At 71.4% G+C, this 20,777-nt stretch carries 16 protein-coding genes; 7 read left to right on the top strand and 9 right to left on the bottom strand.

The annotated features are described in order from the left end of the window. Positions 1-199 precede the first annotated feature (199 nt). The gene (gene secA, locus ACFWVC_RS36060; protein ID WP_384297545.1) at positions 200-2,995 is read right to left on the bottom strand and encodes a preprotein translocase subunit SecA; all 2,796 of its coding nucleotides are present in this window, start codon (positions 2,993-2,995) and stop codon (positions 200-202) included. A 218-nt stretch (positions 2,996-3,213) separates the two neighbouring features. On the opposite strand from secA, the gene ACFWVC_RS36055 reads away from it, so the two are divergent. Together ACFWVC_RS36055 and ACFWVC_RS36050 are read left to right on the top strand one after the other, a co-directional pair. Then, positions 3,214-3,804 (top strand): GNAT family N-acetyltransferase, encoded by a 591-nt coding sequence (locus tag ACFWVC_RS36055; RefSeq protein WP_384297543.1) that lies wholly within the window; start codon positions 3,214-3,216, stop codon positions 3,802-3,804. A 74-nt stretch (positions 3,805-3,878) separates the two neighbouring features. Then, positions 3,879-5,039 (top strand): winged helix-turn-helix domain-containing protein, encoded by a 1,161-nt coding sequence (locus ACFWVC_RS36050; RefSeq protein WP_384297541.1) that lies wholly within the window; start codon positions 3,879-3,881, stop codon positions 5,037-5,039. 33 nt (positions 5,040-5,072) lie between these two features. Here ACFWVC_RS36050 and ACFWVC_RS36045 read toward each other — a convergent pair whose 3' ends face one another. The 8 genes from ACFWVC_RS36045 to mtnA all read right to left on the bottom strand — a co-directional run bounded on the left by ACFWVC_RS36045 (position 5,073) and on the right by mtnA (position 15,107). Further along, positions 5,073-5,843, bottom strand: a complete 771-nt coding sequence (locus ACFWVC_RS36045; protein ID WP_384297539.1) for a response regulator — start codon at positions 5,841-5,843, stop codon at positions 5,073-5,075. Positions 5,844-6,026: 183 nt separating this feature from the next. After that, a complete protein-coding gene (gene hpf / locus ACFWVC_RS36040) occupies positions 6,027-6,710 on the bottom strand; it encodes a ribosome hibernation-promoting factor, HPF/YfiA family (RefSeq protein WP_384297537.1) in 684 nt (227 codons plus the stop codon). Positions 6,711-7,224: 514 nt separating this feature from the next. Then, entirely contained in the window at positions 7,225-7,950 is a 726-nt protein-coding gene (locus tag ACFWVC_RS36035) for a ComF family protein (protein ID WP_384297535.1), read from the bottom strand. A 188-nt stretch (positions 7,951-8,138) separates the two neighbouring features. Beyond that, a complete protein-coding gene (locus ACFWVC_RS36030) occupies positions 8,139-9,890 on the bottom strand; it encodes an LpqB family beta-propeller domain-containing protein (RefSeq protein ID WP_384297533.1) in 1,752 nt (583 codons plus the stop codon). Positions 9,891-9,979: 89 nt separating this feature from the next. Then, positions 9,980-11,989, bottom strand: coding sequence for an MtrAB system histidine kinase MtrB (gene mtrB, locus ACFWVC_RS36025; protein ID WP_384297531.1), 2,010 nt, complete (start codon positions 11,987-11,989; stop codon positions 9,980-9,982). A 1-nt stretch (position 11,990) separates the two neighbouring features. Beyond that, positions 11,991-12,680, bottom strand: a complete 690-nt coding sequence (mtrA, locus tag ACFWVC_RS36020) for a two-component system response regulator MtrA (RefSeq protein ID WP_078620260.1) — start codon at positions 12,678-12,680, stop codon at positions 11,991-11,993. Positions 12,681-12,983: 303 nt separating this feature from the next. Continuing rightward, positions 12,984-13,748, bottom strand: coding sequence for an SDR family NAD(P)-dependent oxidoreductase (locus ACFWVC_RS36015; RefSeq protein ID WP_384297527.1), 765 nt, complete (start codon positions 13,746-13,748; stop codon positions 12,984-12,986). A gap of 222 nt (positions 13,749-13,970) precedes the next feature. After that, positions 13,971-15,107 (bottom strand): S-methyl-5-thioribose-1-phosphate isomerase, encoded by a 1,137-nt coding sequence (mtnA, locus tag ACFWVC_RS36010; protein WP_384297524.1) that lies wholly within the window; start codon positions 15,105-15,107, stop codon positions 13,971-13,973. Between the two features lie 143 nt (positions 15,108-15,250). On the opposite strand from mtnA, the gene ACFWVC_RS36005 reads away from it, so the two are divergent. The 5 genes from ACFWVC_RS36005 to ACFWVC_RS35985 are packed head-to-tail and all read left to right on the top strand — an operon-like array spanning position 15,251 to position 20,665. Next, positions 15,251-16,495: a hypothetical protein gene (locus tag ACFWVC_RS36005; RefSeq protein WP_384297521.1), complete on the top strand. Its 1,245-nt coding sequence runs from the start codon at positions 15,251-15,253 to the stop codon at positions 16,493-16,495. A gap of 5 nt (positions 16,496-16,500) precedes the next feature. After that, complete coding sequence (locus ACFWVC_RS36000) at positions 16,501-17,157, top strand: DUF4129 domain-containing protein (protein WP_384297517.1); 657 nt, start codon at positions 16,501-16,503, stop codon at positions 17,155-17,157. A gap of 41 nt (positions 17,158-17,198) precedes the next feature. Beyond that, the gene (locus ACFWVC_RS35995) at positions 17,199-18,374 is read left to right on the top strand and encodes a DUF4350 domain-containing protein (protein WP_384297515.1); all 1,176 of its coding nucleotides are present in this window, start codon (positions 17,199-17,201) and stop codon (positions 18,372-18,374) included. Next, positions 18,371-19,339 (top strand): AAA family ATPase, encoded by a 969-nt coding sequence (locus ACFWVC_RS35990; RefSeq protein WP_384297512.1) that lies wholly within the window; start codon positions 18,371-18,373, stop codon positions 19,337-19,339. Before ACFWVC_RS35995 ends, ACFWVC_RS35990 begins: the two co-directional genes overlap by 4 nt. Positions 19,340-19,354: 15 nt before the next feature. Further along, positions 19,355-20,665, top strand: a complete 1,311-nt coding sequence (locus tag ACFWVC_RS35985) for a DUF58 domain-containing protein (RefSeq protein WP_384297508.1) — start codon at positions 19,355-19,357, stop codon at positions 20,663-20,665. Positions 20,666-20,777: the final 112 nt, after the last annotated feature.

Raw genomic sequence — 20,777 nt, 5'->3', positions numbered from 1 at the left:
GGGGGGGGGCCGGGGGGGGGGGCGGGGGGGGGTGGGGGGGGGGGGGTGGCCGGGGGGGCGGGGGGCGGGGGGGGGGGGGGGCGCGGCCCCGGTGGTGGGGCGGCTCATACCGGGGGGGGGGCCGGACTCCCTAAGGAGTCCGGCCCCGGCCGGACGGGCGGCCGCCGCGGTCACCGCGACTGCCGCCCTCCACTACTGACTACTTCTTGCGGCGCCGGCCGCCCTTGGCCGCGCGGCGGCGCTCCGCCCGGGTCAGGCCGTCCGACTCGGGGATGTCGCTGTCGCCGTTGTCGAACTCGCCCTGCACGACGCCGCCCTCGCCGTCCACGGTCGGGGCGGAGAAGTGCAGCCGGTCCGCGCGCTTGGGGGCCTCCAGGCCCTTGGCGCGGATCTCCGGACGGGCGTCCTGCTTGATCAGCGTCGGCACCATGTCCTCGGCACCGGCGTCCACCGGCACCTCCTCGACCTGCTGCTCGACCTGGACCTCCAGGTTGAACAGGTAGCCGACGGACTCCTCCTTGATGCCGTCCATCATGGCCTTGAACATGTCGTAGCCCTCGCGCTGGTACTCCACCAGCGGGTCGCGCTGCGCCATCGCCCGCAGGCCGATGCCCTCCTGCAGGTAGTCCATCTCGTACAGGTGCTCACGCCACTTGCGGTCCAGCACCGACAGCACCACGCGCCGCTCCAGCTCGCGCATGATCTCCTCGCCGAGCTGCTTCTCCCGCCCGTCGTACTGCTCGTGGATGTCGTCCTTGACCATCTCGCCGATGAACTCGGCGGTGATGCCCGCCCGGTCGCCGGCGGCCTCCTCCAGGTCGTCCACCGTCACCGTGATCGGGTAGAGCTGCTTGAAGGCGCCCCACAGCCGGTCCAGGTCCCAGTCCTCGGCGAAGCCCTCGGCGGTCTCGATCGCGATGTAGTCGTCGATCGTGTCGTCCATGAAGTGACGCACCTGCTCGTGCAGGTCCTCGCCCTCCAGGACGCGGCGGCGCTCGCCGTAGATGACCTCGCGCTGCCGGTTGAGCACCTCGTCGTACTTCAGGACGTTCTTGCGGATCTCGAAGTTCTGCTGCTCGACCTGCGACTGGGCGGAGGCGATGGCGCGGGTGACCATCTTGTTCTCGATCGGCACGTCGTCCGGCACGTTCGCCATCGCCATGACGCGCTCCACCATCTGCGCCTTGAACAGACGCATCAGGTCGTCACCGAGCGAGAGGTAGAAGCGGGACTCGCCCGGGTCGCCCTGACGACCGGAGCGGCCGCGCAGCTGGTTGTCGATGCGCCGCGACTCGTGGCGCTCGGTGCCCAGCACGTAGAGGCCGCCGAGCTCCTTGACCTCCTCGAACTCGGCCTTGACCGCCGCCTCGGCGCGCTCCAGCGCCTCGGGCAGCGCGTGCGCCCACTCCTCGACGTGCTCCACCGGGTCCAGGCCGCGCTGGCGCAGCTCCGCCTCGGCGAGGTCGTCCGGGTTGCCGCCGAGCTTGATGTCGGTGCCGCGGCCGGCCATGTTGGTGGCCACCGTGACGGCGCCCTTGCGGCCCGCCTGCGCGACGATCGACGCCTCGCGCTCGTGCTGCTTGGCGTTGAGCACCTCGTGCGGGACGCCGCGCTTGTTCAGCTGCTGCGACAGGTACTCGGACTTCTCCACCGAGGTCGTGCCGACCAGGACCGGCTGGCCCTTCTCGTGCTTCTCGACGATGTCCTCGACCACCGCCGCGAACTTCGCCTCCTCGGTGCGGTAGATCAGGTCCGCACGGTCCTGGCGGCTCACGGGGCGGTTCGTCGGGATCGGGACCACGCCGAGCTTGTAGATCTGGTGGAACTCGGCGGCCTCGGTCATCGCCGTACCGGTCATGCCGGAGAGCTTGTCGTAGAGGCGGAAGAAGTTCTGGAGGGTGATCGTGGCGAGCGTCTGGTTCTCGTCCTTGATCTCCACCCCCTCCTTCGCCTCGATCGCCTGGTGCATGCCCTCGTTGTAGCGGCGGCCGGCGAGGATACGGCCGGTGTGCTCGTCGACGATCATGACTTCGCCGTCCATGACGACGTAGTCCTTGTCCTTCTTGTAGAGCTCCTTGGCCTTGATGGCGTTGTTCAGGTAGCCCACCAGCGGGGTGTTCACCGACTCGTAGAGGTTGTCGATGCCCAGCCAGTCCTCGACCTTCGAGACACCGGTCTCGTGGATGGCGACGGTGCGCTTCTTCTCGTCGAAGTCGTAGTCGCCGGTCTCCGCCTTGCCCATGCTGCCGGCCTCGCCCGGCTTCAGGCGGGTCACCAGGCGCGCGAAGTCCGAGTACCACTTGGTGGCCTGGTCCGCCGGGCCGGAGATGATCAGCGGGGTACGGGCCTCGTCGATGAGGATCGAGTCCACCTCGTCGACCACCGCGAAGAAGTGACCGCGCTGCACCAGTTCGTCCTTCGACCACGCCATGTTGTCGCGCAGGTAGTCGAAGCCGAACTCGTTGTTGGTGCCGTAGGTGATGTCGCAGGCGTACTGCTCCCGGCGCTGCCCCGGGTTCATGTTCGCCAGGATGCAGCCGACCTCCAGGCCCAGGAAGCGGTGCACCCGGCCCATCCACTCCGAGTCGCGCTCGGCGAGGTAGTCGTTCGTGGTGATCAGGTGCACGCCCTTGCCGGACAGCGCGTTCAGATACGTCGGCAGCGTGCCGACCAGGGTCTTTCCTTCGCCGGTGCGCATCTCGGCGACGTAGCCGAGGTGCAGGGCGGCACCGCCCATCAGCTGGACGTCGTAGTGGCGCTGCCCCAGGACACGCTTGGCGGCCTCGCGGACGGTGGCGAACGCCTCGGGGAGCAGGTCGTCCAGGCTCTCGCCGTCGGCGTAACGCTGCTTGTACTCGTCCGTGAGGGCCCGCAGCTCGGCGTCCGTCAGATTGACGAAGTCCTCTTCAATGGAATTGACCTGGTCCGCGATGCGGTGCAGCTTGCGCAGGATCTTGCCTTCGCCTGCACGCAGGATCTTGTTGAGGACGGACACGTAGGCTGGCTCCTTGCCGGTCGGGCCTGGCACGGGTTCTCGCGCTGGGCACAGCGGGTCACACCGCGCTGCAACGGCCATCGTAAGCGAGGACCCCAGCAGGCCGGGAGGTCCGTCACCAAGCCGGGCGGTTCTCAGCCGCGAACCGCGGCCCCGAGCGGCGATATCCGGTCGTGACCGACCCCCCGTTCCGGGATACTCCCGCACATGGAGGCCGCATGGAACCGATAACCCTCACCACCACGCACCTGCTGCTCCGCCCCTTCGGGCCGGACGACACGGACGCCGTCCTCACCGCCTGCCAGGACCCCGACATCCCGCGCTGGACCTCGGTACCGTCCCCCTACACGCGCGAGCACGCCGAGGACTTCGTCGGCCGCATCTGCACCGAGGGCTGGCGCGACGACCTGGTCTACAACTTCGCGGCGGTCACCCGGGACGAGGGACGACTCGTGGGTGCCATGGGACTGGTGCGGCTGGAGCAGCTGCAGTCCATGGAACGCCAGGCCGAACTCGGCTACTGGACCGCCAAGGAGCACCGCGGCCGCGGCCTGACCACCGAAGCCGCGACGGCCGTGGCCCGCTGGGCCCTCACCGACCTGGGCGTCGAGCGGCTGGAGTGGTACGCCGAGGCCGGCAACCACGGCTCCCGCGCGGTCGCCCTCAAGCTGGGATTCCGGATGGAGGGCACCCTGCGCGCCCGGATCGTCCACCAAGGGACCCGGCGGGACGCCTGGACCGGCTCGCTGCTCCCCTCCGACCTCGGGCTGGACGGCGGAGCGGCGTACCTGCCTTACCCGGGCGAGTGACCCCGCGGCGCAGCGGCGAACCTGGCCGGGGCCGCCAGGACGGACTGTCGGACCCTGCTTCTACGCTGGGGCGCATGAACAAGCCCGCGTCCCTCTCCGCCGACGAAGCCCGCCGTATGGCGCTGCGAGCCCAGGGATTCCTCGGCGCCCCGGACCGCCGGGGCGGGGTGCGCGGCATACTGCGGCGGCTCGGCGCTGTGCAGCTCGACACCATCTCCGTCCTCGCGCGCTCGCACGAGCTCATCCCGTACGCACGGCTGGGCGCGGTCGGCAGGACCGCGGTCGAGACGGCGTACTGGACCGAGAACCACGCTTTCGAGTACTGGTCGCACGCCGCGTGCATCCTGCCCGTCGAGGAATGGCCGCACTTCGCCTTCCGCCGCCGCGCCCGCCGGGCCCGCGGCCACCGCTGGCACGTGCTGCAGGACGCCGAACGCTCCATCGCCGCCGTGCTGGACCGGCTCAAGGCCGACGGGCCGCTCACCTCGACCGAACTCGGCGGGGCCAAGAACGGCGGCCCCTGGTGGGACTGGTCCGAGACGAAGATCGCGGTGGAGTGGCTGCTCGACACCGGTGACGTGGTCTGCACCCGGCGGCGCGGCTGGAAGCGGGTCTACGACCTCGCCGAACGCGCCGTCCCGGACGCCCTGTTCCACGACGACATCGACGACGCCGAGTGCCTGCGCCGGCTGGTGGCCCAGGCCGGGGCGGCCATGGGCGTCGCCACCCGCGCCGACCTCGCCGACTACCACCGGGTCAAGGGTGAGCAGGTGGACGCCGTCATCGCCGGCACCGGCCTGGTACCGGTCGAGGTCGAGGGCTGGGGCAAGCCCGCGTGGGCCGACCCCGCCGCCCTGGCGGAGCTCTCGCGCGGCGGCCGGCACCGGACGACCCTGCTGTCGCCCTTCGACTCCCTGATCTGGGACCGGCCCCGCACCGAGCGCGTCTTCGGCTTCACGCACCGCCTGGAGGCGTACGTCCCCAAACCCCAGCGCATCCACGGCTACTTCGCGATGCCGCTGCTGTCCGGCGGCCGGCTCGTCGGACGCGCCGACCCGGCCCGCGAGGGCAGCACCCTGATCGCCCGTCAGGTCACCCTCGACTCCGCGCGCGCTGTGGAGCCCATGGCCCAGGCGCTGCGCGAAGCGGCGGAGTGGGTCGGCTGCGACAGCGTCCGCATCGAGCGGCTGGACGACCCCGCGCTGGCAGCGGCACTCAGGGCCGCGGTGGCGTGAGCCCAGTGGGGGTCCAGCCCATCGGCCCGACCCCTAGCGGATCTCCAGGATCTTCTCCCGCATCGCGTACACCACGGCCTCCATGCGCGAGTGCAACTGGAGCTTCTCCAGGATGTTGCGCACGTGGTTCTTCACCGTGTTCTCGCTGATGAAGAGTTCCTTCGCGATGTCCCGGTTGTTCATCCCCGTCGCGACGAGCTTCAGTACCTCCAGCTCACGGTCGGTCAGCCGGGGAGCCGGGACGAGCCGGCGCTCGTCGGTGCGCTGGATCATCGACTTGAACTCGGTGAGCAGCTTGGACGCCATGGACGGGCTGATCTGTGACTGCCCGTCGGCCACCGCGCGGATCGCGGTGGCGACCTCGTCCGTGGAGATCTCCTTGAGGAGATAACCGGTGGCGCCGGCCTTGATCGCCTCGTAGAGGTCGGCCTCCTCGTCGCTCATCGTCAGCATGATGATCTTCGCGCTCGGCGCCACCTCCTTGATGGAGGTGCAGGCCTCGATCCCGCCCCGCCTCGGCATCCGCACATCCATCAGCACGATGTCGGGGAGCAGGTCGGCGGCCTTCTCCGTCGCCTCCGCGCCGTCCCCGGCCTCACCGATGACCTGGATGTCCTCCTCCTGTGCGAGCACGATCTCCAGACCGCGCCGGAAGAGCGCGTGGTCGTCCACCACAAGGACCCTGATGGGCTCCTTGCGCGGCGCACCGGCCGTGCCATGCGCGCCGTTCGCGCCCGCGTCCTGCGCGGCCCCGCCACCGGGTTCCGCCGCACCGGACGGCGCGGGCTCGAAGCTGTCGGCCATCGGTTCCTCCCCCTCGGGCCGGCTGCCCGTGGTCGTTGCACCCTTTTGTGCACGTTCGCGCCGGGACAACCGGGCGATGCGGCCCGAAAGTCGGCTGCCCGGCCATGATTCCATGCCACAGCATGGCGACACCCCCAGGCGGAGGTCCTTTCCCGCCCAGGGGCGCCACCCGAGTCCGTCACATCACCGGCGCAACGCTCCTCCCGCACCGGCCGGCGCCACCATGACGGAAGGGTCCGCCTTGAGGTGGATGACGCCGTAGTCGTAGCCGTGCCGCCGGTAGACGACACTCGGTTGTTCCGTGTCGGAGTCGATGAACAGATAGAAGTCGTGCCCGATCAGTTCCATCTCGTAGAGCGCCTGGTCGAGCGTCATCGGTGCTGCCGCGTGCGTCTTCTCACGCACCACCAGCGGGCCTTCGCCCTGGACCTCCAGGGAACCCATCTTGGTGGTGGGCACACCGGCGGCGGACTCGTCCGCGGGCCGGGTGCCGTTGGACTCCTCGGCGGCCAGGACGGCCGTCGCCTCCGCGACGCTCAGGGTTGCGCGGCTCCCGCCGCGGTGGTGCACCCTGCGCTTGTCGGCGGCCTTGCGCAGTCGCGCCTCGAGCTTGCTCACCGCGAGGTCGAGCGCCGCATACGGATCCGTAGCGGCGGCCTCGGCCCGGATCACCGGTCCACGCGAGAGCAACGTGATCTCCACCCGGTCGGAGCGGTCCGCCTGCCGGGGATTCGGCTCCTTGGACACCTCGACTTCGAGGCTGATCACCTTGCCGTCGAGCTTCTGGATCTTGTCCAGTTTCTCGCTCACATGCTTCCGGAACCGCTCGGGCACCTCGGTCTTGCGGCCCTTGACGACGATGTCCACGCAGAACTCCGTTCCCGGATCGCCCCGTTCGCACAGGACGGATCCCTTGCGCTGAGGCCGGCGGGCACCAGGTCCCGCCCGGCGTCGACGTTCGTTGCCGCTCCGCGCACCTCCGGAGGCCTCCGGGGCGGCGAAGCCGCGACTCTCACCTCCTCCTCCCCCGGGAGAAAGATCAACATCCACTGAACGGTGGGTGAACCACAACCCGCAGTACGCGGAACGGCGGGCCATCACAGGTGGCTCCGTCCCATACAACCGAACATAGACCCGGAGCACCACGGTCGGCACCCCCAGCGGCGCTATACCTCCGTTCGGGTGAAATGGCGGTTGCGCGACCTGCAACATCGCCGGTGCCTGAGGGGTTCCGCTTACCGGCGCGCGGGGGTGACCACCCGCGCGCGAGGACGTGCGGGCCCGTTCCCGAACGCCGGGCGCGCTGTCCCCCGGCACGTCCGGGCGGTGCCGCGGACCGGTCCGGGTCCGGCGGCGCCACGCCTTCGATCGCGGCGACCCGCTACTCCGTTCGGCGGCGCAGCGGGGCCGGGCCACCGATCACCGCGGCGGCCAGGACGCGGCCGCCGGACGCCTCGACGGCCCGGGCGGCGGCCACCAGGGAGGCTCCGGTGGTCATCAGGTCGTCCACGAGGACCGCCGGAGTCCGCGTGAGCAGTCCGGCGGCGCCGGGGACGGCCTCCAGTGCTCCGGAGAGGTTGGCGAGGCGGTCAGGGGCGCCGAGACCGGCCTGGTCCGCGACGGGGCGGCGCTGCCGCAGCACCGCGGCGGTCCGCACCGGGAGCCCGTCCCGGCGCAGTTCGCCGGCGGCGGCGCGGGCCATCCGGCGGGTCGCGTCGTGGCCACGGGCGGCGACGGCCCGGCGGGAGGAGGGGACGGGGACGAGGAGAAGTGGCCCGGCTTCGGGGGCCCCACCCCCACCCCCTCCCCTCACCGCCGCGTAGACGGCGCCCGCCAGCGCCGCGCCCAGCGGGCGCGCCAGCCCGAGGGCGCCGCGCTCCTTGTGCGCGAGCAGCACCGCGCGCGGCTGGTCGGCATAGACCGCCGCGGCCCACACCTCCGGGAGCCCCGCGGGCGGCGGGTCGGGCCGCACGCGCCGCGCCCCCGGCTCATACAGCGTCGCCCCGCACTCCTCGCACAGCGCGGTACGCGGCGCGCCGCAGCCCGCGCACTCCCCCGGCAGCACCAGTCCCGCGATCTCGCGCCACCATCCCCGTAGGCCTCGCATGACACAACGATGCCGGGTGGGGGCGATATCCACCAGGGTCGTCCACAGGCCTGTGGATAACTCCTGTGGGTAAAGCTTCGCGGGAGGCCGGGGCACCGTGGAGAAGGCCCCCTCGCGCGCGACGCCCGACGGCCCGGTCCGGCACCGTACGGCGCTGTACGCCCGACGCCCGTACGGCGCCCGCCGGCTCAGCCCGGATAGACCGGCGCGGTGCCCTTGGGAGTGACTTCCTTCCAGTTCGCGTCCGGGGGCAGCCGGAAGATGCCGCCGTTAAGTTCCGCGAGCAGCGGCTTGTCCTGGTTCTCGGAGGCGGCCACCGACTTGACGCCGCTGATGCCGGGCAGGCTCGGGGTAAAGGAGGCCGATCCGTCCGCGTCGACGTACTGGATCTGGGGGACGCCCCCGGTCTCCTGGCCCACGACCACCAGCCGGCTCACCCCGGCCCAGGAAGCCGCTATGACGTCCTCCAGCTGCGAGGTCACCTGGCGCAGCTCGGCGACGGCGATCTGCGGGGTGTCGGAGGGCCCGGTGCGTTCGATGCGGCCGATCTGCAGCGTCTTGTGCTTGTTCTCGCTCACCACCAGGGCGATGCGGACGCCGTCGGCGGCCACGCGCAGCGACTCGATGCGCCGCCCGTTGCCGAGATCCGGCACCGCGACGTCGACGGGCTTGTCGTCCCCGTGCCGGAACATGACCAGCCGGGGGCGGTTCGGGTCGCGGTCGGCGACCCACAGGTCGCCGTAACCGTCCCAGCTGGGGGCGCTCAGCCGGTTGTCCTTGTCGGCGGCACGGCTGGTCAGCACGGCCTCGCCGGGTTCGCCACCGTCGTCCAGCGGGGCCACGAAGAGCTTGGTGCCGTCCTCGGAGACCGCCGCCGCGGACTGCTCGTCGCGGCGCACGGCGACGGTGCCCAGCTTGAGCGGCCCCGTCCCGAAGGGCCCGGGCACGGGCACGGGCTGAGTGCTCTCGCCGCTGAGCCTGACGAGGTGGTGGTCCGCGTCGATGAAGTACTGATCGTTGCCCGGCCCGGCGGCGAGCCCCTCCGGCACGTAGTCGTGGGCGACCTGCTGGCTCTGCAGGGAGCAGGCGGCGCGGCCGCCGGGGCCCTGCACCTGCACGGACGGCAGGGACTGGGAGGACATGCCCTGCACGGTCTGGATGAGCTGGGCGGCCATCCGCCGGCAGCGCCCACTGTCCCCGAAGGGCGCCCGGTTGAGCCGGACGGTGAGGCGCTGGGAGTCGTCCAGGGAGACCTTGGTGGCGCGGATGCCGGTCGAGAAGGCCGATTCGACGACGGGTTCGAGCCAGGCGGTCGGACCGGCCAGCAGCGCGTCGACGGTGGCGCTCAGCGGGTTGATGCGCTTGCGCAGGTACAGGGGGTCTGCGACCAGGGCCTCTTGGCGCGTGCCACCGGTGAGGGCGTCGGGGCCCAGGGCGGCGAAGTAGTACGTGTCCACCGAGCGGTAGAAGCGGGTGAAGTCGGCCTCGCTCAGCACCAGCCCGTCACCGACGCCGTCGATGCGCCATTCGCCGTTCTCTTTGGTCAGCCGGATACCACTGCTGAAGCTGCCCGGTTCCGCGCGGTACGCGTGCCGGGCGTCCACGACGGCGACCCTTTCACCGGTGAGGGTGATCTGGGCATCGACGTCGCCCTTGCCGTCATCCGCGGCGTCCGGCTGCTCCTGCACCTCGCGGCTGGGGCTGTCAGCGAGGATGGTGATCGCCGAGTCCGGTTTCCATCGCTGCGCCTGCCGCTTGGTCATGTAGAGCTTGGCGGTGTCGTACTTCGCCTCGTCGCTGGTGGTCGCCTCCAGGAAGCCGCTGACGATCTCCTGCGGTGTCTCGCCCTTTTGCGGTTTCACCCCGTACACGCGTACCTGGGGGTCGGCATCGGCGTGCTGCTCGCCGCCGACCCGGTGCACCTCGCCGCTGTCGGGCATGGAAGCGCAGCCTGTGAGCAGGACGAGAAGGCAGCCCAGGAGCATGCCCGCCTTGGCCGGCCGCGGTCGGCCGCCCCCCTTCGCGCGCATCAGCTCTCGTCCTCCCGCGCCTCGTCCGTGGTGGTGGTGGTGTGGGTGGCCGTGCCGCTGCCGGCGCGGTGGCCGACGACGCGGGCGCCGTTGCCGGGCAGCGCGGCGGGGTCCGCGGCGGCGGGCCGGGGCGGGCTGAGGGGCATGTTGGGGATGGCGGGCGCGGCGAACCGCGACACCGGTACGCCGTGCAGGGCCGGGGTGTGCGGCTGGACAGCCGCGCCTTCGAGGGCGGCGCCGAGCGCGGTGGCACCGAGCGCGGTGGCGCCGGCGGGCATGGTGTGGCGGTGCGCCGGGCCCTCGTTCAGCTCGCGGTTGCGGCGGGAGTCCTCGGGTTCGAGGGCGATCGGGGAGCCGCGCAGGCTGTCGGCGCCGGTGCGGGGCAGGGTCAGCCGGAACTGGGAGCCGCCGCCGGGTTCCCCCCAGGCCTGCAGCCAGCCGCCGTGCAGCCGGGCGTCCTCCAGCGCGATGGACAGGCCGAGACCGGTGCCGCCGGTGGTGCGGGCGCGGGCGGGGTCGGCGCGCCAGAAACGGTTGAAGACGCGGGTGGCCTCGCCGGGCTTGAGGCCGACGCCGTAGTCGCGGACGGCGACGGCCACGGCGCCGCCGGCGGACGCCATGCGGACGTGCACGTCACGGCCCTCACCGTGTTCGACGGCGTTGACGACGAGGTTGCGCAGGACGCGCTCGACGCGCCGTGCGTCGGCCTCGACGGTCACGGGGTGCTCGTCGCCGCTGATGACGATGCGGCTGCCCTTGCGCTCGGCGAGCGGCTCGGCGCCGTCGACGACCCGGCGCACGACGTCGCGCAGGTCGACCGGCTCGGCTTCCAGGGCCGCGGCGCCGGCGTCGAAGCGGCTGATCTCCAGCAGGTCGGAGAGCATCGACTCGAAGCGGTCCAGCTGGTTCTGCAGCAGTTCGGCGGAGCGGGATGTCGCCGGGTCGAAGTCCTCGCGGGCCTCGTGGATGACGTCGGCGGCCATCCGGACCGTGGTCAGCGGGGTGCGCAGCTCGTGCGAGACGTCCGAGACGAAGCGGCGCTGCATCCGGGACAGGTCCTCCAGCTGCTGGATCTTGACCTGGAGGGTCTGCGCCATCTTGTTGAAGGACTCGCCGAGGCGGGCGATGTCGTCCTCACCGGTGACCTTCATGCGTTCCTGCAGATGGCCCGCGGCAAGCCGCTCGGAGATCTGGGCGGCCATGCGCACGGGGGTGACGACCTGGCGCACGACGAGCCAGGCGATGGCGCCGAGCAGGACGACGACGAAGATGCCGGCGGTGGCGAGGGTGCCCTTGACCAGGCCGAGGGTCTTCTCCTCCTGGTCGAAGGGGAAGAGGTAGTACAGCTGGTAGGGCTTGCCGTTGGGGTCGTTGAGGCGCTGTCCGACGATGAGGGCGGGTTCCCCCTGGGGGACGCTGTCGCTCTTCATCGCGGTGTAGCGCTCGTAGACGTCCGAGGTCCTGTCGAGGGACAGCCGCAGGTTCGCGGGCACGCTCTCCTCGGGCCACACCCCGCCGGAGCCGCGGGGGCCGTGGGTGCCGGAGCTGTCGGCCCCCTGTGCGGCGCTGGAGGAGCTGAGGGCGACGACGGAGTAGACACCCTGACCGCCGCTGGCGAGCTGTTCGACCAGGTTGTTGAGCCAGGTCGCGGTGTCGGTCTGGCTGCGCCCGTCGGTGCCGTTGTCGCCGCTGTCGGTGACGTTGCGGGCCTTCTCCTTGGCCACGGCGAAGCCGCCGACGGCCTGGCTCTGCGCGGTCTGCCGCTTGGCGTCGAGCAGCCCGTTCTTGACCTGGCCGATCACGACCACGCCGAGGAGCAGCACGACGCCCAGCGACATCAGGAGGGTGGTGGCGACCACGCGCAGCTGGATGTTGCGCCGCCACAGCCGGGTGGCGGGCTGAAGCGGCCGCCGGGCCCAGCGCACGCACGAGCGGAGCACCGGCAGCAGGCCCGTGAGCGGGTCCGCGTGCCGGCTCTCCTGCCGCTCACGCTCGTACGAGGCCGCCATATCAGCCCGGTCCGGCCTTGTAGCCGACGCCGCGGACGGTCACCACGATCTCGGGGCGCTCGGGGTCACGTTCGACCTTGGAGCGCAGCCGCTGGACGTGGACGTTGACCAGGCGGGTGTCGGCCGCGTGCCGGTAGCCCCAGACCTGCTCGAGGAGCACCTCGCGGGTGAAGACCTGCCACGGTTTGCGGGCGAGCGCGACCAGCAGGTCGAACTCGAGCGGGGTCAGCGCGATCGGCTGCCCGTCCCGCTTGACCGAGTGCCCGGCCACGTCGATGACCAGGTCACCGATGGTGAGCTGCTCGGGCGTCGGCTCCTCCGCCCTGCGCAGCCGGGCCCGCACGCGGGCCACCAGCTCCTTGGGCTTGAACGGCTTGATCACATAGTCGTCGGCGCCGGACTCCAGACCCACCACCACGTCGACGGTGTCGCTCTTCGCGGTGAGCATGACGATGGGGACCCCGGACTCGGCCCGGATCTGACGGCATACGTCGATGCCGTCCCGCCCGGGGAGCATGAGGTCGAGGAGAACCAGATCCGGCTTGGTCTCACGGAAAGCGGCGAGGGCCTTGTCACCGTCGGCCACGAACGACGGCTCAAAACCTTCGCCGCGCAGCACGATGCCAAGCATCTCTGCCAGTGCGGTGTCGTCGTCGACGACCAGGACGCGTCCCTTCATAGCGACCATCATCCCATTTTCGCATCGATAGCTTTGACCATGGTGTTCGTCGTCACTCCGCCGTGATCTCCGTCCACTGACATCTGCCGTTGACCTGGGATGTTCGGAGCCGTCGACGTCAAGCACGGACGTCGGCCCCGGACATTCGGTTCCGGACAGTCAATACCCTGCCAGGTTCATGGCGAGCTGCGCGACGGGTCGTATGGCCTTCTCCTCGGACGAAGGTCACTTCGGGGTGGCTCCGGCGCACCTACGCGGGCCGAAGGTCCCCCGGAAGGGCGCTCCCCCGATGCGCACCACCTGATGCGGCCGGGTTCACAGGCTCTGCCCTCCGGAGACCTCGATGCGCTGGGCGGTCATCCACCGGTTCGCGTCCGAGAGCAGTGCGGCGAGTGCCGCGCCGATGTCGTCGGGCCGTCCCATCCGGCCGAGGGCGACCTGCGAGCTGATGCGTGCCTGCACCTGCTCGTTGTGCTTCATGCCGCCGCCGCCGAAGTCGGTGGCGGTCGCTCCGGGCGCGATGGTGTTGACCCGGATACCGCGTGCGCCGAGTTCCTTCGCCTGGTAGCGGGTGAGTACTTCGACCGCGCCCTTGATGGCGCCGTAGGCGGCGTGGCCGGGGGCGGTGATGCGGGTCAGCCCGCTGGAGACGTTGACGACGGCGCCGCCGTCGGCGAGCTGCGGCAGCAGGGACTGGGTGAGGAAGAAGGCGCCCTTGAGGTGGACATCGACGAGGTCGTCGAAGTCCTTCTCGGTGGTTTCGGCGAAGGATGCCGTCAGGTCGTGACCGGCGTTGTTGACCAGGTAGTCGAAGGTCGCCCTCTCCCAGCGGGACTTCAGCTCGGCGCCCAGCCGCTCGGCGAAGCCGGCGAAGGAGCTCACGACACCGGTGTCCAGACGCAATGCGACCGCGGACCGGCCCAGAGCCCCGATGGCCGCCACGACGTCGTCCGCCTCGGCCTGGTTGTTGCGGTACGTGATCACGACATCGACGCCGGTCGCAGCCAGCTGCAGGGCACTGGCGCGACCCAGACCGCGGTTGCCCCCGGTGATGAGGGCGATCTTCTGGTTGGTGGTCATGGTGACTCCTTCATGGGTGCTCGACGGTGCAGACCGGGCCGGTGGCCGGCGATCCTCACCCATGACCAGTGGACGGGCCGGTGGCCGAGGCTGCCAGTGCCCCGGTGTTCCACGGACCGGCAGTACCAGGCAGCGGGAGTCGTGATGGAAAACGTGGATGCCATGGCCCCTGGCCTGCGCCACTGCGCGGGCCAGGGGCCATTTCAATGCTTCAGCCCGGGATCATCCCAGTGGCCGGCCGTGACCTGGGGCACGAGGGGAGCACAAGGCCGCCAGCGCATCCGATGTCACCGGCGATATCACACCGTTCTCGGTGACTATCGCCGTGATCAAACTCGGCGGTGTGATGTCGAACGCAGGGTTGTACGCCTGCGTCCCGAGCGGCGCCATGGCACTTCCGGCCGCGTCGGTGACCTCGTGACCGGGGCGCTGCTCGATCTCGACGGACGCCCCGTCCGGGGTGTTCAGGTCGACCGTGGTGGTGGGGGCCACAACGACGAAGGGCACGTTGTGGTACCGGGCGAGGACGGCGAGCGGGTAACTGCCGACCTTGTTGGCGACGGAGCCGTCGGCGGCGATGCGGTCGGCGCCGACAAGCACGGCGTGGACCTCACCGGCGGCGAAGAGCGAACCGGCGGCGTTGTCGGTGAGCAGCGTGTACGCCATGCCGGTGCGGGCGGCCTCGTAGGCGGTGAGCCGGGCGCCCTGGAGCAGGGGCCGGGTCTCGTCGACCCACAGCCGGCGCAGCTGCCCGCGGCGGTGGGCGGCGAGCGCGACGGCGAAGGCGGTGCCTTCGCCGCCGGAGACGAGGGCGCCGGTGTTGCAGTGCGTGAGGATCTGGTAGCCGCCGCCGGGCAGGAGCTCGGAGAGCAGTTGGAGGCCGTTCCTGCCCATGGCGACGCTGGCTGCGGCGTCCTCGGCGTGGAGGCTGCGGGCCTCGGCGAGGGCGGCGGCCGCGGCGCGCTCGGGGTCGCCATGGGCTTCGCCGGTCAGGGCGGCACGGTAGGCGGCCACGGCGCGCTTGACGCCGTAGCCGAGGTTGACTGCGGTGGGCCGGGCGTGCGCCAGCGTTTCTGCGGCGTCGTCCACGTCGTAACCGCGCACGGCGGCGAGCGCCACGCCGTAGGCGCCCGCTATGCCGAGCAGCGGCGCCCCGCGCACGGCGAGGCCGCGGATCGCCTCGACGAGCGCGGGCACGTCGGTGCAGACCAGTTCCACTTCCTCCGCCGGGAGGCGTGTCTGGTCGAGCAGGACGAGGACGGGCCCTTCCGGCGGCTCCTCCCAACGCAGCGCCCGGAGCGGCTCGTCGGGGTTCCCCTTGGTTTCGTTGGCCAGAGATACCACGTACTGATCACCCATCTGCCCAGTCTGCCGTGAACGGCAGCACGTTTTGAACGGTTGCGGCAGACCGCATCCGCGGGTACAAGCCCACTTACCCCATGGCACGATTGCCACCGTCCCGGCGTTGAACGATCGGGTAGCGCAGTAACGAAGGAGCGATGATGAACGACTCTCCGGGCTGGGCCTCGCCCGGATCCTCCCCCTCCGACGAGCCGGGCCACACGAACGGTCCCGACACGCCGCAGGATTCTGCGCCCCCGAACTGGACCCATCAGCAGCCCCCCGCCGGGCAGTGGCAGGCCGCAGGAAGCGGAGGATGGGGCAGCCCGCCCCCGCCCCCCACCTGGGGCGGCACCGCACAGGGCGGCTGGAAGCCGCCCCAGTGGGGCCTTCCGCCATCTCCCAAGCCCGGCGTCATCCCGCTGCGGCCGCTGGGGGTGGGCGAGATCCTCGACGGGGCGGTGTCCACCATGCGCGCGCACTGGCGGACGGTGCTCGGCATCGCCCTGGCGGTGTCCATGGTCACCCAGGCCGCGTCGGTACTCGTGCAGGGCCTGGCCCTGAGCGACAACAGCAGCATCAACGCCTTGGAGGACAAGCCCCAGCCCAGCCTCAGCGACGTCGCGGACGCCGTCGGCGGAAGCCTCGCGGGCCTCGGGCTCACCTTGATCATCACGCTGCTCGGCGTGGTGATCGCCACCGCGATGCTCACCATGGTGATCAGCAGGGCCGTGCTCGGCCGCCAGGTCACCACGGGAGAGGCTTGGTCCGACGCCCGGCCCCAGTTCGCCCGGCTGCTCGGACTGACGCTCCTGATCGCCCTCATAGGGGTGGGCATCGTGGCCGTCGGCATCGGCCCCGGGGTGGCACTGGCCGCCAACGACTCCGTAGGTGCCGGGCTCAGCCTCGCGCTGTTCGGCGGTCTGGCCGCGTTCATCGTCGTCGTGTGGCTGATGATCCGGTTCAGCCTCGCCTCGCCCGCGCTGATGCTGGAGAAGCAGGGCGTGGTCAAGTCGATGACACGCTCGGCCAAGTTGGTGCGCGGCTCGTGGTGGCGCGTCCTGGGTATCCAGCTGCTCTCCTCGCTGCTCGTCTACCTCATCACGTCGATCATCCAGATCCCCTTCCTGCTCGTCGGCCTGGCCGTCAGCGGCGACGGTCTGTCCGCCTTCACCTCGGGCAGCTCCGGCGGCCTCGGCTGGCCCTACCTGATCATCGTCGGCATCGGTGCCGTCATCGGATCCACCATCACCTTCCCGATCAGCGCGGGCGTGACGGCCCTGCTCTACATGGACCAGCGCATCCGCCGCGAGGCCCTGGACATCGACCTCGCCCGCGCCGCCGGCGTCAGCGGATACGGAGAGCCCACGGGCGCGCCCGGCGCGAGTCCGGCCACCGGGGCCTGACGCCGGTGTCGGGGGACGTTCCGGTCACCATCCCGCGCGCGCCGGCTCGCGAAGCGGCCGAGGACGAACTGTCCAAGGCCGTCTACCACCAGAACGACCCCGGCCTCCTCCAGCGCGCCCTGGAGTGGGTGTGGCGGAAGTTCGCCGACCTGATGGACGGCGCCTCCGGGGCCGCCCCCGGAGGCGCCGTCGGCCTGGTGACGGTGATCGCACTCGTCATCGTGCTGATCGTCGTCCTCCGTCTGCGGCTCGGCAGACTTCGCTCCCAGCCCACGCCGGACGGCGGCCTGTTCGCCGAGACCCCGCGCACCGCCGCGGAACACCGGGCCGCCGCCGAGGAGCACGCCCGCGACGGTGCCTGGACCGAGGCCGTCCAGGAGCGGATGCGGGCGATCGTCCGGTCCCTGGAGGAACGGGCCGTCATCGACCCCCGTCCCGGCCGCACGGCCGACGAGGCCGTGGCCGACGCCGGCCGCCACCTCCCCGCCCACGCCGCAGCGCTCCGCGACGCCGCCCGCACCTTCGATGACGTCACCTACGGGGGCCGGCCGGGCAGTCCCGAGGCCTACACAACTCTCCGCGACCTGGACACCCAAGTGGGGCGCAGCAAGCCCCACTTCGCCGGGACCGCCGCAGGCCCGTCCGGGGGCCCCCGCCCGTGACCGCTGCCCCGGCCACGACGCCGGTCCCTGCCACGACCTCCGTGTCCCCCACGGCACATCAGCTCTGGAGTCGCTGGCGTGCCGTCCTGGCCGCGGGCCTCGCGCTCGCGGTCTTCGGCGTCCTCTACGCCGCCCTGCAGTCCGGTGAGAACCACCATGCCCTGGACCCCCGTTCTCCCGACCCGGCAGGAAGCCGGGCCTTGGCGCAACTCCTCGGCGACCGCGGGGTGACAACCACGGTCGTCACCACCACCGACGAGGCCACTGCCGCCGTCGGTCCGGACACCACCCTTCTCGTCACCGTTCCAGACCTGCTGACGACACATCAGCAGTCGCTCCTGCGCAAGGCCATGGCGCGGTCCGGCGATGGCCGCACCGTCCTGCTCGACCCGAGCGACTCCTCCGTCGCCGTGCTCGCTCCCGGGGTCCACTACGCCGGCCCCACCGCCGTCCAGACACGCCGGGCCGGCTGCGACCTGCCCGCCACCGTCCGCGCCGGCGACGCCGATCTCGGCGGCACCGCCTACACGACCACCGCCGAAGGAGCAGACCGGTGCTACCGCACCGGCGCCGGCAACCCCACCCTGGTACGGCTGTCGACAGCGGGCGGCGACATCGTCGTCCTCGGAACCCACACGCTCCTGCAGAACGAGAACCTCACCGACCAGGGAAACGCCTCACTCGCCCTGCAGATCCTCGGTGCCCACTCCCAACTCGTCTGGTACCTCCCCTCCCTCGATGACGCGGCCGCGTTCGACGGCGGCCGGCAGAACTTCCTCGACCTCATCCCCGACGGCTGGAGCTGGGCCCTCCTCCAGCTCCTCATCGCCGCCGTGCTCGCCGCGCTCTGGCGGGCCCGCCGGCTCGGCCCGGTCGTCACCGAACGGTTGCCCGCGACCGTCAGAGCCGCGGAGGCCACCGAAGGCCGAGCCCGCCTCTACCGCCGGGGCAATGCCCGCGCCCGCGCCGCCGAAGCTCTGCGCACCGCGACCCGCGACCGGCTGGCTCCCCTCCTCGGCATCCCCCCGTCCCAGGCCCACGACCCAGGCGTCGTCGCCCTCGCCATTGCCTCCCGGCTCGACGATCTCGCAACGGACCCCCGTGTCCTGCTGCACGGTCCTCCCCCGGCCGACGACGCCGCCCTGCTGCACCTCGCCGACGACCTCGACGCACTCGAACGCCGCATCCTGCGCAACGAGAGGAAAGCCACCCCGTGAGCGCCGCCCCCACTGCCGACAGCGCCCGCGCCTCCCTGGAGGCACTGCGCACCGAAATCGCCAAGGCCGTCGTCGGCCAGGACCCGGCCGTCACCGGCCTGGTGGTGGCCCTCCTGTGCCGCGGGCACGTACTGCTCGAAGGTGTGCCCGGCGTCGCCAAGACGCTTCTGGTGCGAACACTGGCCGCATCGCTCCGCCTGGAGACCAAGCGCGTGCAGTTCACGCCCGACCTGATGCCCGGCGACATCACCGGTTCCCTCATCTACGACGCCCGCACCGCCGAGTTCTCCTTCCAGGCAGGACCTGTCTTCACCAACCTCCTCCTCGCCGACGAAATCAACCGCACGCCGCCCAAGACCCAGGCCTCGCTCCTGGAGGCGATGGAGGAACGCCAAGTAACCGTCGACGGCGTCCCGCGTCCACTGCCGGAACCGTTCCTCGTCGCGGCGACGCAGAACCCGGTCGAGTACGAGGGCACCTACCCCCTCCCGGAAGCCCAACTGGACCGCTTCCTTCTCAAATTGGTGCTCCCACTGCCCTCCCGCGAGACCGAGATCGACGTCCTCACCCGGCACGCCGAGGGCTTCAACCCCCGCGACCTGGACTCCGCCGGCGTCCGCCCCGTTGCCGGCCCCGCCGACCTCGACGCCGCGCGCGCCGCGGTCGCCAAGACGTCGGTCTCCCCCGACATCACCGCCTACATCGTCGATATCTGCCGCACCACCCGTGAATCCCCCTCACTCGCTCTCGGCGTCTCCCCCCGCGGAGCCACCGCACTCCTCGCCACCGCCAGGGCCTGGGCCTGGCTCACCGGTCGCGACTACGTCACGCCCGACGACGTGAAGGCCTTGGCCCTGCCCACACTCCGGCACCGGATCCAACTGCGGCCCGAGGCCGAGATGGAGGGCACGACCCCCGACTCGGTCATCACCTCGGTCCTCGCCCACGTCCCCGTGCCCCGCTGAGACGACGGGCCGACGATGGCACTGACCGGACGAACCGCCCTCCTCGCCGCGATCGGCGCCTTCGCCGTCGGGGTGCTCCTTCCTGGCTGGAACGGCATCCTGGCCGTCGAAGGCGTCCTTCTCCTCGGAATTCTGTGCGACCTCGCCCTCGCCGCGCCAGTACGAAAGCTCCATTTCACCCGAACCGGTGATACAACAGTTCGACTCGGTGAGACCGCGGAGATCACGCTCACCGTGACGAATCCTGGTCGCCGCGCCCTTCGTGGCGCCTTCCGCGACGCCTGGCCGCCCAGCAGCTGGCGCCCCGGTACCGAGGTCACCCACTCGCGGCACCGACTCACCATCCCCGCCGGCGAGCGCCGACGCCTCACCACCGTCCTCGAGCCCACCCGCCGCGGTGACCGTCACGCGGAGCGCGTCACCGTCCGCTCCTTCGGCCCCCTCGGCCTGGCCGCCCGCCAGGGCTCGCACCACGTCCCCTGGACCGTCCGCGTGCTGCCGCCCTTCCACAGCCGCAAACACCTCCCGTCCCGCCTCGCACGCCTGCGGGAACTCGACGGACGTACATCCGTCCTCATCCGTGGGCAGGGAACCGAGTTCGACTCGCTGCGCGAGTACATCCCCGGCGACGACACCCGCTCCATCGACTGGCGGGCCACCGCCCGCCGCTCGACCGTCGCCGTCCGCACATGGCGCCCCGAACGCGATCGGCACATCCTCGTCGTCCTCGATACAGGGCGTACCTCCGCGGGCCGCGTCGGCGACGCACCACGGCTGGACGCCGCCATGGACGCGGCTCTGCTGCTCTCAGTGCTCGCGGGCCGAGCAGGCGACCGTGTGGACCTCCTCGCCTACGATCGCCGCGTACGGGCCTCCGTACAGGGCCGCGCCGCCCGCGACGTGCTGCCCGCCTTCGTCGACGCCATGGCCCCGCTGGACGCCGAACTCGTCGAATCCGATGCGCGAGGGCTTGTCTCAGCCGTCCTCCAACGGGCCTCCCACCGCTCCCTGGTGGTGCTCCTCACCGGCTTGGACGCCGCCCCCATGGAAGAAGGTCTCCTGCCGGTCCTCCCGCTGCTCACGCACCGCCATGAGGTCCTCATCGCCTCCGTCGCCGATCCCCGCCTCCAGGACATGGCCACGGGCCGCGGCACCATTGACGCGGTCTACGCGGCTGCCGCCGCCGAACAGGCCCGAGCCGAACGTCGACGTGTCGCCGAGCGCCTCTCCCGTCACGGCATCACCGTCGTGGACGCCCTGCCGGCCGACATCGCTCCCGCACTGGCCGACGCGTACCTCGCGCTCAAGGCTGCCGGCCGCCTGTGAAGGCGGTTACCGCCACAACGCAAAAAAGCCTCAACCCCCGAGCCGGAGCTCGGGGGTTGAGGCTAATAATTGTTCGGCGGCGTCCTACTCTCCCACAGGGTCCCCCCTGCAG

This window comes from Streptomyces sp. NPDC058691, from assembly GCF_042714775.1.
In the GTDB taxonomy this organism is placed as follows: Bacteria; Actinomycetota; Actinomycetes; order Streptomycetales; family Streptomycetaceae; genus Actinacidiphila.
The sequence above is the reverse complement of the archived record's forward strand: the minus strand, read 5'-3'. Positions and strand labels throughout refer to the sequence as shown.

What these genes read in the sequence shown, in the direction of transcription:
- ACFWVC_RS36055 (WP_384297543.1), top strand. Translation starts at nt 3,214, where the DNA reads ATGGAACCGATAACCCTCACCACCACGCACCTGCTGCTCCGCCCCTTC.
- ACFWVC_RS36045 (WP_384297539.1), bottom strand. Translation starts at nt 5,843, where the DNA reads ATGGCCGACAGCTTCGAGCCCGCGCCGTCCGGTGCGGCGGAACCCGGT.
- ACFWVC_RS36015 (WP_384297527.1), bottom strand. Translation starts at nt 13,748, where the DNA reads ATGACCACCAACCAGAAGATCGCCCTCATCACCGGGGGCAACCGCGGT.
- mtnA (WP_384297524.1), bottom strand. Translation starts at nt 15,107, where the DNA reads ATGGGTGATCAGTACGTGGTATCTCTGGCCAACGAAACCAAGGGGAAC.
- mtrA (WP_078620260.1), bottom strand. Translation starts at nt 12,680, where the DNA reads ATGATGGTCGCTATGAAGGGACGCGTCCTGGTCGTCGACGACGACACC.
- mtrB (WP_384297531.1), bottom strand. Translation starts at nt 11,989, where the DNA reads ATGGCGGCCTCGTACGAGCGTGAGCGGCAGGAGAGCCGGCACGCGGAC.
- ACFWVC_RS36030 (WP_384297533.1), bottom strand. Translation starts at nt 9,890, where the DNA reads ATGCCCGACAGCGGCGAGGTGCACCGGGTCGGCGGCGAGCAGCACGCC.
- ACFWVC_RS36050 (WP_384297541.1), top strand. Translation starts at nt 3,879, where the DNA reads ATGAACAAGCCCGCGTCCCTCTCCGCCGACGAAGCCCGCCGTATGGCG.
- ACFWVC_RS36035 (WP_384297535.1), bottom strand. Translation starts at nt 7,950, where the DNA reads ATGCGAGGCCTACGGGGATGGTGGCGCGAGATCGCGGGACTGGTGCTG.
- ACFWVC_RS35985 (WP_384297508.1), top strand. Translation starts at nt 19,355, where the DNA reads ATGGCACTGACCGGACGAACCGCCCTCCTCGCCGCGATCGGCGCCTTC.
- ACFWVC_RS36005 (WP_384297521.1), top strand. Translation starts at nt 15,251, where the DNA reads ATGAACGACTCTCCGGGCTGGGCCTCGCCCGGATCCTCCCCCTCCGAC.